9 protein-coding genes are annotated in these 8,800 nt (G+C 68.3%); 4 read left to right on the top strand and 5 right to left on the bottom strand.

The annotated features are described in order from the left end of the window. Nucleotides 1–146: 146 nt before the first annotated feature. From VGT00_17650 to VGT00_17630, 5 genes are all read right to left on the bottom strand, one after another. The gene (locus VGT00_17650) at nt 147–458 is read right to left on the bottom strand and encodes a hypothetical protein (GenBank protein HEV8533251.1); all 312 of its coding nucleotides are present in this window, start codon (nt 456–458) and stop codon (nt 147–149) included. A 72-nt stretch (nt 459–530) separates the two neighbouring features. Further along, on the bottom strand, nt 531–2,210 hold the full coding sequence (ggt, locus tag VGT00_17645; protein HEV8533250.1) for a gamma-glutamyltransferase: 1,680 nt from the start codon (nt 2,208–2,210) through the stop codon (nt 531–533). Continuing rightward, the gene (locus tag VGT00_17640) at nt 2,207–2,824 is read right to left on the bottom strand and encodes a hypothetical protein (protein ID HEV8533249.1); all 618 of its coding nucleotides are present in this window, start codon (nt 2,822–2,824) and stop codon (nt 2,207–2,209) included. Before VGT00_17640 ends, ggt begins: the two co-directional genes overlap by 4 nt. Before the next feature lie 151 nt (nt 2,825–2,975). After that, nucleotides 2,976–3,488, bottom strand: coding sequence for a hypothetical protein (locus VGT00_17635; GenBank protein HEV8533248.1), 513 nt, complete (start codon nt 3,486–3,488; stop codon nt 2,976–2,978). A gap of 13 nt (nt 3,489–3,501) precedes the next feature. Further along, nucleotides 3,502–6,084 (bottom strand): DEAD/DEAH box helicase, encoded by a 2,583-nt coding sequence (locus tag VGT00_17630; GenBank protein HEV8533247.1) that lies wholly within the window; start codon nt 6,082–6,084, stop codon nt 3,502–3,504. Nucleotides 6,085–6,161: 77 nt separating this feature from the next. Between VGT00_17630 and VGT00_17625 the strand changes: the two genes are divergently transcribed. From VGT00_17625 to VGT00_17610, 4 genes are all read left to right on the top strand, one after another. Then, nucleotides 6,162–6,920 (top strand): SDR family oxidoreductase, encoded by a 759-nt coding sequence (locus VGT00_17625; protein ID HEV8533246.1) that lies wholly within the window; start codon nt 6,162–6,164, stop codon nt 6,918–6,920. Further along, a complete protein-coding gene (locus VGT00_17620; protein HEV8533245.1) occupies nt 6,917–7,453 on the top strand; it encodes a hypothetical protein in 537 nt (178 codons plus the stop codon). The genes VGT00_17625 and VGT00_17620 overlap by 4 nt, the downstream gene beginning before the upstream one ends. Before the next feature lie 156 nt (nt 7,454–7,609). Continuing rightward, nucleotides 7,610–8,383, top strand: a complete 774-nt coding sequence (locus VGT00_17615; GenBank protein HEV8533244.1) for a methyltransferase domain-containing protein — start codon at nt 7,610–7,612, stop codon at nt 8,381–8,383. Nucleotides 8,384–8,509: 126 nt separating this feature from the next. Continuing rightward, nucleotides 8,510–8,800, top strand: a 291-nt coding sequence (locus VGT00_17610; GenBank protein ID HEV8533243.1) for a cupredoxin domain-containing protein, incomplete at its 3' end; no start/stop codon positions are given.

Raw genomic sequence — 8,800 nt, 5'->3', positions numbered from 1 at the left:
TATACCGCGAGGCGCCGCAAGATAGCGTCCGAGCGCCCGCGGCCAGGGCGACATGTCCGACCGCCGGGATCTAGACAGGAGCATCCGAGATACCGTGACAGGTGTCAATTCAGCTCGAACGACGTCTTTTGTCGATACTTCGCGCGTCACGGCTTGCCCATCACCCTCCGGAAGTAGAGGCGCAGCGCTTCCTTCAGCTGGGCGCGCGGGCCGGCGGCCGTCTGGGCATCCTCGAGCGTCTCGAGGTCGAGCTGGAGTGGCACGCCTTCCTTCTTCACGCCGTCCAGCTCGGCGGTGAGCCCGCAACGCTCGTCCGACTCCGTGAAGACGATCTTGGCGCGCGTGAAGCTCTTGTCGTCCTGGGCGATCTGCTCGATGGTCTCGGTGAGGAGACGCTTGATCGCCTCCTGATCGGGGCCCATGACGGTGGAGAACGCCGTGGTGAGCGTGATATCCATCAAAGGACCTCTTTTAGTACCTCGCTCCCTCTCCCTTTCAGGGAGAGGGTCGGGGTGAGGGTCGGGTGCATTCTAGATGCCCGCGGCCGCGGCGGTGTGGACAGGGTCGAGCCCGGCCTCGAGACCTTTCCCGGTGACGCGGATCGCGACAGGTTTCGAGAAGTAGAGCGTGCCGGGCTCCACCCGCTTCGCGACGACGGGATGCCCCAGGCGCGTGAGGGCGGCGAGCGAAGCGTCACCCACGCGGTCGTCCACCCAGAGGTCGCCGCCTTCTGTATGCAGCCTCGGCGCCTCGATGGCCGCCTGGGGCGAGTTCCCGAGGTCGACCATGTTCGCGATCACCTGCGGGATGGCCGAGACGATCTTTCGCCCACCCGGGGCGCCCACGGCGAGGTACGGGGCTCCCTGCTTGAAGCCGAGCGCGGGCACCATATTGACGAGCGGCCGCTTGCCAGGGGCCACCGAGTTGACGCGTCCCGGCTCGGGATCGAACCAGACCATACCGTTCTGGAGCAGGATGCCCGTGTCCGGGACGACCATGCGCGATCCCCAGAGCGAGACGGCGGTATTCGTCAGGGAGACCATGTTGCGCTGGCGGTCGATAGCGCAGAGGTGCGTGGTGCAGTCGGCGGCGCGCGCATCGACCTCGTAGCGCCACGGATCGGGCGCGGGGCGGGCGCTGAGCGGCCTCTTCGGCTTGAGCCCCACCGCGACCTTGGCGGCGTACTCGCGCGAGACGAGCGCATCCCACGGCGCCTTGACGCGCTCGGCATCGCCCAGATGCTCGAGCCGGTCGAGAAAGGCCCGGCGGACGGCCTCGGCGCGGAGGTGGAGCCCACTCGGTGTCTTCCACGTGGTGCGCGACTTGGGAAACTGGGCCAGGATGTTCAGCATCTCGAGGGCCGTGGTGCCTCCCGTGGCGCCCGGCGAGAAAGCCAGCTCGAGGCCACGGTATGTGCCCGTGAGCGCGGGCAGCACCCGAGGAGCGTAGCGGGCGAGATCGTCTTTCGTGAGCATCCCGCCCGTGGCCGACATCTCCTCGTGAATGGCTTGGCCGATGGCGCCCGTGTAGAAGGCGGACGGCCCTTCCTTGGCGAGGAGCCTGAGGCTCCGCGCCAGGTCGGGCTGGCGGAAGATCTCGCCGTCGTTGAGGACGGACGTCCGGTACACGTAGTCGCCGTCCCGGAGATAGGTCCGGGCCGTGGCCGGAAAAGCGGCCAGCTCCTGGCAGAAGATCGCGGTGTGGAGCGCCATGTACCAGTCGGGGATGAAGCCCTCTTCGGCGAGCTTGATGGCGGGTGCGATCACATCGCGGAGCTCCATGGTGCCCCAGCGTTCGAGGGCCAGACACAGGCCCGCCACCGAGCCGGGCACCGCCACCGAGCGCGGACCGAAGACATTGGCATCGTCCACCACGCGGCGCCAGGCGAAGATCGCGGAGGACGAGATGCCCTCGCCCAGCTGATAGGAGCTCTCGTGAGCGGCCGCCGGCGCCTCCACGTTGAAGTCCACGCAGACCGTCTCGCCGCGCCTGGCCAGATGGACGAGCATGGTGCCCCCGCCTGCCAGGGTGGACATGAAGGGCTCGACGACCGGCATGGCAAATGCCGTGGCCACCGCCGCGTCCACCGCATTGCCGCCGCGCTCGAGGATGACGGCGCCGGCCTCGGCGCCCAGCGGGTGCTCCGCCACCACCATCCCGCGCCGCGCCACCGGCATCCGCTTCGTCACGAGCATGGTGGACCGGATCATGCCGCCTCCCGGTTGAACTCGAAGGGGTGGAGCCGGCAGCTCCAGATGCCGGCATCGTTGTGGATAAGGAAACACACGCGCACCGCGGCCTCGCCGCGAGAGGTCCAGAGAAAGACGCCGGCGTCCTCGGCCTCCCCGCACTCGTCGCAGACCCAGGCCGTGCCGAAGTGTTCGGCCGCCTCCTGCGCGGCGGCATGCGCCTCCGGAGTGACGAAGAGCGGCCGGTCACCGGGCATGAAGGCGCCGATGTCGGAAAGATACGAGAGAACGGGCCGCTCACCAAGCCCGCGCCAGCCATCGATCACGGGCAGCGCCGGGGCGGAGAGCGGGACGGCCACCCACTCGAGCGAGGGATTCAGCTCTCCCCGGGCCAGGACACAGGCCGAGAGGAACTCGCGCAGCTCGGGCACGCCGATCCGGCCGCGGTAGAGCTCCCCCGCGAAGTCGTCGCGATCCGCGGGAGCCAGCAGGAAATACGGCGAAGCGGGCGGCAACTCCATGGCGGGTCCGGCGATCTCGTAGACGGGCACGCCGTCGGGGCTCTCGCCCCGTCCGCTATACCAGAGGAGGGTGGCACTGTCCCCGGGCGCTATCCACCGCGGCAGCTCGGCCATGAGCGTGTTCAAGGCGCGGAAAGTGTACCACTGGCGGTCTATTCGATTGAGCGTGCGACCGAGCCACTCGTTCGCCCCCTCACCCTACCCTCTCCCCCGATGGGGGAGAGGGATACCGAGGGCGCAGATGGGCCGTTTGAGCAGCCTGACGTTAGTCGTCGTCGCCTTTGTCCCACTTCCCTCTGCGCCGGACGATTTCCACTACGGCTTTGTCGTCGAAGTAGAGAACCCAGCCGAGCGGATAGACCCAGGCTTCCTTGGCCTTGCTGGAGATGGCCGTCCACTGCTGGCTCGCCAGGGCAGCCATGAGGGCGGGGTCGATGGTGCGCTCGTCCGGGTCCTCGAGAAGCGTCTCGACCTCGCCCTTGCGGCTGCCCGGCGTCACCTGGCGCCAGAAGCGAAAGTCGCTGTAGTGCTGATCGTTCTGGATCTCGGGATGCTCGCGCAGGTACTTGAAGACGCGCTCGGTGAGACGATCCTCGAAGTAGCGCTTCTCGTCGAAGGTGGGCTCGCGCCCGTTGGCGACGAACGACCGGTAGATGTGCAGCTCGTACGCGTTGGGCCCGCGCGTCGTCCGCTCGACGTTGGTGATCCTGGGCGTCGCGCAGGCGACGGCGAGCGCGCCCAGGAGGATCAGTCCCGCCACCCGCTCCCTTGCCGTCATGAGCGCCTCCTCGTCAGATGAGCGCGGATTCGAGGACGATGCCGCGATCCACCACCCGCGCGGCCCGGACCAGCATGGCCTGGATCGCCGGCGGCACTTCCGAGGCCTCGCCGAGCTGCCGCAAGACGTCGATCAGTCGCCTCAGCGCCCGGATCAGGTCACCCTCGTGCCCGCCGAAGGACTCCTCCACGATGCCCGTCCAGTCGTCCTCGCCCGAGGCCCACCGGAACACCGAGGGCATGAAGCCCGTCGAGACGCCGACGGGCATGGGCAGGTGATGGTGCCGCTGGACTTCGAGCACGGTGTGAGCCACGGATTCCAGCTCCTGGAGCTTGCGCCTGAGCTTGGGACGCTTCTTCAGGAAGAGCCGCGCCACTGCGGCATCGCCGGAGCGAGACTCCTCGATGAGGCAGGAGCAGAGCGCGGCCGCCTCGGCAAGCGTGGTGTCCTCCAGGATGCCGCGGTCCACCATCTCGGCGACGAGGAGCTCATTGTCGTGGCGGAGACCCGAGATGAGCTGCCCCTTGGCCAGGAGCTTGCCGTCCTGCACGGCACCGAATCGCTCGAGCACGGCCACCACCCGGCAGAATTCCTGCCAGTAGGCGTTCTTGAAAGCGTCCAGCATCTCGCGCTTCTGGCCGAGACGTCCCTCGAGACCCTCCAGTCCCTTCCAGGCATGATCGCACCGGCTCTGGCTGCCCCACGGACAGCGATGGCACTCGATCGAGGCGAGGGCGCCTTCCGGGCCCTGGCTCCGCTCCCGCTCGACGAGGTCGGGGATGGAGTAAGCCTCGAGCTGCTCGGCCAGGCTCCGCGTCCGCCGCTCCCAGTCGCGCGGAAGATGAAGGGGCGGCGTCTGCCAGAAGATCCTCTTGATATTGCCTTCCTTCATCTGGACGGTGGTGCCATGGGGCAGCAGCACGGTGACGAGCATGCGGTGGCGCCGCCGGTCGAGACCGCAGATGATCCCGAGGGAGGCGCCGCTCTTGCGTCGCACCAGGGCCAGGCGCCCCGGCTCGGCCTCGGCCACCGAGCGTCCGTGCCGGCCGCTCTTGCCCCGCGCCATCCGCTGCTGCTCGACCTGGGCGCGCGCCACGCGATAGCGGCCTATCCGCGAGAAGTCACCGCAGGGCGCCGCGAAGCGCCGTCCGTCCTCCACGGCCATCTCGAGGCTCGCGACCTCTGCCTCCAGTCCGCGGATCTTCTTCAAGTTCTGGTACTGGCCGAACGAGGACTCGACCGTGCGCCGTATCGTGGCCATGTCCTGGCCCGTGGCGAGCAGGAGCGCCACCGAGCCATAGCCCAGCTTGAACTGGCTCAGCACCGGCTCGGGCGGACCGTCGACGACGCGCATCATGTCCTCGAGCCCGTCGCGCACGTCGAGAGCCATGACGCACTTGCCCTCGGGATCTATGCCCCGGCGACCGGCGCGGCCGGCCATCTGCGTCAGCTCGTTGTGCATGAGCGAGCGGAAGCCGCGATCGGTGCGCTTGGTCAGGGACTGGAGCACGACGCTCTTGGCGGGCATGTGGATGCCCAAAGACATGGTCTCGGTGGAGAAGACCACCTTGCACAGCCCGCGCTCGAACAGGAGCTCGATGAGCCGCTTCACGCTCGGCAGCACGCCCGCGTGGTGAAGCCCCACCCCCATGCCGAGGGCCTGGAAGATGGTCTGGTTGAGCGGCGACTCCGCCATGGTCGGCGTGTCGGCGACGGCTTCGCGGATGGCCGCGTCCACCTGCTGCTGCTGGCTCTTGGTGAGGAGCGGCTTGCCCTCGGCCAGCACGGTCTCCATGGCCCGCTCGCACCCGGCACGGCTGAAGATGAAATAGATGGCGGGCAGCCAGCCGCGGGATTCGAGCTCGTCGAGCATGACGGTGGGATCCACGACCCGCCGTGTGTACCAGCGGCCCTTGTCGTTGTAGCCGCCCTCCCGCTCCTGCCCGAGGAGGCGCACCTTGCCGTTGCGCACCGCCTCGTACGTGTGGATCTCCCCCGAGAGATCCGCGACCAGGTACTGGAGGGGCACGCTGCGATGCGGGTGCGTGATAGGCACGATGGGCCGGTGCACCAGGCTGATCCAGTCGGCGATCTCCGCGATGTTCTTGACGGTGGCGGAGAGCCCCACCAGGGCCACGTCCTTCGGCGCGTTGACGATGATCTCCTCCCACACCGTCCCCCGCCCCTCGTCGCCCATGTAGTGGCACTCGTCCAGCACGACGAACTCGAGGCTGTCGAGGCCGCCCGTGTAGAACATGTTGCGGAGGATCTCCGTGGTCATGACCACCACGGGGGCGCGCGTATTGACCTTGACGTCGCCCGTGAGGATACCGATCCGCTCCTGACCGAATTGGCGGCAGAAGTCCGCGTACTTCTGGTTCGACAGCGCCTTGAGCGGCGTGGTGTAGGCGATGCGGCGCCCGCGGGCCAGCGCGGTGTAGATGGCGAACTCGGCCACGAGCGTCTTGCCGGAGCCCGTGGGAGCGGAGACGATGACGGACTTGTCATCGATGATGGCGGCGATGGCGTCCAGCTGGAAGCGATCGAGCGGGAACGGGTAGCGAGCCTTGAAGGATTGGAGCAGATCGTCTTTCACGTCCGGCGCCCCCTTCGACGCCTCTTGAGCGTAGCACGGTCTTGCGGCGCCGTGAAATCCCGCTTACGCTGTCGGCCATGAAGCTCACGGGCAAGGTCGCCCTGATCACCAACGCGAGCGAGTTCATGGGGCCCGCCATCACCGAGGAATTCTGCCGCGAGGGCGCCTCCGTCGCGCTCCACGATCGGAGCGAGGCGGCCGTCAAGCCCGTGGCGGCGATCGCGCACGGCTTGGGGCGCGAGGTGCTCACCCTCACCGGCGATCTCACTCAGCCGGCGGAGGCCGAGCGCGCGGTGGCGGCGGTGGTGACCCGATTCGGACGGCTCGATGTCCTCGTCAACAACAGCGCTAACCCGCCCACGGGCGCTCCCACCGAGCAGGTGACGGACGGCGAGTGGCGGGCCATGATGTCACGCCTCCTCGACGAGCCGTTCTACTGTCTGCGCGCCGCCCTGCGGGTGATGCGCCCGGCCAAGCGCGGCAAGATCATCAACATGTCTTCCGCGGCGGCCTTCCCGGGGCTCGCCCACTACGCCGCCTACTCCGCGGCGCGGGCGGGAGTCAACGGGCTGACCAAGGCCGTGGGTCGCGAGGTCGCGCGCGACGGCATCCAGGTCAACGCCATCGCCCAGAACTACGTCGAGAATCCCACGTACTTTCCCCCCGAGCTCGTCAATGACCCGAAGTCGCTCGCCCGCATGGTCAAGAACATCCCGGCGGGGCGCCTGGCCCGCGGCGAGGAATCGGCGCGACTCGCCGTCTATCTCGCCTCCGATGACGCCGATTTCTTCGTGGGGCAAGTGGTGCCCTTCGCGGGCGGCTGGGTCACCCCGTGATCGTCTCCCATGTCCGGGTCACCGCGGCCGAGGACTACCTCGAGCGGCGGGCCGCCCACCGCGCGGCCCATCTGGAGCGCATCGTGGAGCTGCGCAAGCGGGGCTTCGTGATCGGGGGCGGCCCCTCGCCCGACGGCAAGACGGCCGATCTCGTGTACCGTTCGCCCCAGGCGGGCGATCTCCCGCGCCTCGTCGAGGAGGACCCGTACTGGACGGGTGGGGTGTGGAAGGCCTGGCACCCGCGCGACTTCTCGCAGTTCCTCGAGCCCTGGGAGCTGCCCCCCGTGGTGACCGACGGCTCGCGCTCCGTGACCATCGTGGAAGGCGAGGCTCCCGACGTCGAGATGGCTTCCTTCGCGCTGATCGAGGCGCGGGGCGCCGGCCGGATGGTCTTCGGCGGATTCTTTCCCGGCGGCGCCACCTGGGCGCTCATGCGCTCCACGGACTCGGAGGCGATCCTGGCCGAGCTCACGGACACCGGATTCTGGAAGCCCGGCAGCCTGACCGCTCGACCACTCCTTCATGTTCTCTAGTCCGATCCCACAAACCGTAAGGGCGGCTCAAAAAGGTCCAGATTCGAGGCGGAGCCCGCCGGCCCACGCGAGGCGTACTTGTTGTACGTTGAGCGTGCGGCCGGCGGGCTCCAACGAAGCAGATGGGCCTTTTTCAGCCGCCCGCCGGAGGAGAGAGTGACGAATCCGAGCCATCGCGACATGATCCTGGACCAGTTCAGCCGCCAGGCCGTGCCCTTCTCGACCTCGCCCGGCATCAAGGATGAGCAGGCCCTGCGCATGATCGTGGAGTTCAGCGGCGCCGGCCCCGAGGACACCGTGCTCGATGTCGCCTGCGGCGGCGGCATCATCGTCTGCGCCTTCGCGCGCGTGGTTCGCCACGCCACGGGCATCGACCTCACGCCCGCGATGATCGAGCGGGCCCGGGCGCTGCAGGCCGAGCAAGGGCTGGCCAACGTGAGCTGGAAGCAGGGCGACGTCCTGCCCCTGCCATGGCCCGACGGCACCTTCTCCATCGTGACCTCACGCTTCGCCTTCCACCACTTCCTCGATCCCAAGGCCGTGCTCGCGGAGATGCGGCGCGTCTGCGCGCCCGGGGGCAAAGTGGTGGTCATCGACACCGAGGCCTCGCCCGATGTCGCCAAGGCCGCCGAGTTCAACCGGATGGAGAAGCTGCGCGATCCCTCGCACGTGCGCGCCATGCCCCTGACCGAGCTCCGGGAGCTGTTCCGGCAGGCGGGACTGCCGGCGCCCCGCGGCACCAACTATCGGCTCGAGGGCGAGCTCGAGGGCCTGCTGGGCCGGTCCTTCCCGCTGCCCGGCGACGCCGACAAGATCCGCGAGATCTTCGCGGCCTCGCTCGGCGACGACCGCCTGGGCATCCCCATGGCGCGGGAGGGCGAGCGCATCCGCTACGCCTACCCCGTGGCTGTTCTCGTCGCCGACCGGTAGCTCCGCCCGTCCGCGCCAGCCTCTTCGCCTCACCTTCCGCGGCACGGAAGGGTAGCCTAAAATTCGATTGACACGATTTCCGTGATTAGGTATACCTAACTCGTCTAGCACCATGGAGGTGGACGGATGAGGTGGATCGGGGTCGCGGGACTGCTGCTGGGAGCCTTGCTGGCGACGGCGCTTCCCGTGAGCGCGCAGCCGGCACCGGAGATCCCGCTCGTCATCGAGAAGAACCGCTTCCAGCCTGATCTCGTCAAGGTCAAGGCCGGGCAGTCGTTCGTCCTCGTCATCACCAACAAGGACAAGGGTCCGGAAGAGTTCGACATGCAGCAGCCGCGGATCGAGAAGGTCATTCCCGCGGGCAAGACCGTGCGCCTCAAGATGCCGGCGCTCAAGCCGGGCAAGTATCCGTTCGTG

This window comes from Candidatus Methylomirabilota bacterium (assembly GCA_036002485.1).
Taxonomy (GTDB): Bacteria; Methylomirabilota; Methylomirabilia; order Rokubacteriales; family CSP1-6; genus AR37.
Note: the sequence above shows the minus strand (reverse complement) of the source record. Positions and strands in the feature narration are given on the sequence as shown.

Bases quoted from the DNA above. Each gene is read 5' to 3' on its own strand.
- VGT00_17640 (HEV8533249.1), bottom strand. From the start codon at position 2,824: ATGGCCGAGCTGCCGCGGTGGATAGCGCCCGGGGACAGTGCCACCCTC.
- ggt (HEV8533250.1), bottom strand. From the start codon at position 2,210: ATGATCCGGTCCACCATGCTCGTGACGAAGCGGATGCCGGTGGCGCGG.
- VGT00_17650 (HEV8533251.1), bottom strand. From the start codon at position 458: ATGGATATCACGCTCACCACGGCGTTCTCCACCGTCATGGGCCCCGAT.
- VGT00_17625 (HEV8533246.1), top strand. From the start codon at position 6,162: ATGAAGCTCACGGGCAAGGTCGCCCTGATCACCAACGCGAGCGAGTTC.
- VGT00_17635 (HEV8533248.1), bottom strand. From the start codon at position 3,488: ATGACGGCAAGGGAGCGGGTGGCGGGACTGATCCTCCTGGGCGCGCTC.